General features: G+C 65.3%; 1 protein-coding gene. It reads right to left on the reverse strand.

Going from position 1 to position 974, the window contains the following annotated elements; translation table 11 throughout:
- Window positions 1–29 precede the first annotated feature (29 nt).
- Window positions 30–974 (reverse strand): IS256 family transposase (locus tag RMT89_RS40330; protein ID WP_315888719.1); only part of this gene is annotated, 945 nt, incomplete at its 5' end.

A 974-nucleotide genomic window follows, 5' to 3' on the forward strand; every position in this document is an offset into this window, starting at 1 on the left:
GGTCGTGTCCCTTGACGTGGTGTAGGCGATCATTCGTCGGTGGCGGGCAGCAGGGTGTTCTTGTCCGGATAGAGGCTGTCCATGCTCTCGTTGGAGAGGTAACGGCGGGGGAAAGCGATCCACTCGTCGTGCATCTCGATCAGGACGGCGGTGGCGAGGCGTTCGACGGCGGCATCGTTGGGGAAGACCTGGACGACGTCCGCCCGGCGTTTGACCTCGCGATTTAAGCGCTCCAGCGGGTTGGTCGACTGGATCTTCTTCCAGTGCTGGTGGGGGAAGTCGGCGAAGGCGGTCAGCTCGTCCTTGGCGTCCAGGAGCATCTCCTTCACCTTGGGGAACTGCTTGCCGAAAGCGTCGGCGACGGTGTCGAGCTGGGCGCGGACCGAGACGGCATCGGGCTGGGCGAAGATCGTGCGGATGGTCGCGGCGGCCATCTCGGCGTGCTGCTTCGGAATCACCGAGAAGACATTGCGGACGAAATGAACGCGGCAGCGCTGGTGTGCGGCTCCGATCATGACCTTGCCGATGGCGGCGACCAGGCCGAGGTGCTGGTCGGAGATGACGAGGCGGACCCCGTTCAGGCCGCGTTTGCGCAGGTCACGCAGGAAGGTGGTCCAGAAGGTCTCGTTCTCGCTGTCGCCGACCATGATGCCGAGGACTTCGCGGCCGCCGTCCTCGGTGACGCCAGTGGCGATGACGACAGCACGGGAGGCGATCTGGTGGTCGACGCGGGCCTTGAGGTAAGTGGCGTCGAGGTAGACATAGGGGAAGCGGGTGTGGTCCAGGGGGCGGTTGCGGAAGGCGGCGAGGCTTTCGTCGAGGTCGCCGCAGATTCGGGAGACCTCGCTCTTGGAGATGCCGGTGTCCGAACCGAGGGCTTTGACCAGGTCGTCGACGCTGCGGGTGGACACGCCATGGACGTATGCCTCGATGATGACGGCGTAGAGGGCCTGGTCCACGCGGCGCCGACGTTC

It is taken from the genome of Streptomyces sp. P17, from assembly GCF_032436805.1.
Lineage (GTDB): Bacteria > Actinomycetota > Actinomycetes > Streptomycetales > Streptomycetaceae > Streptomyces.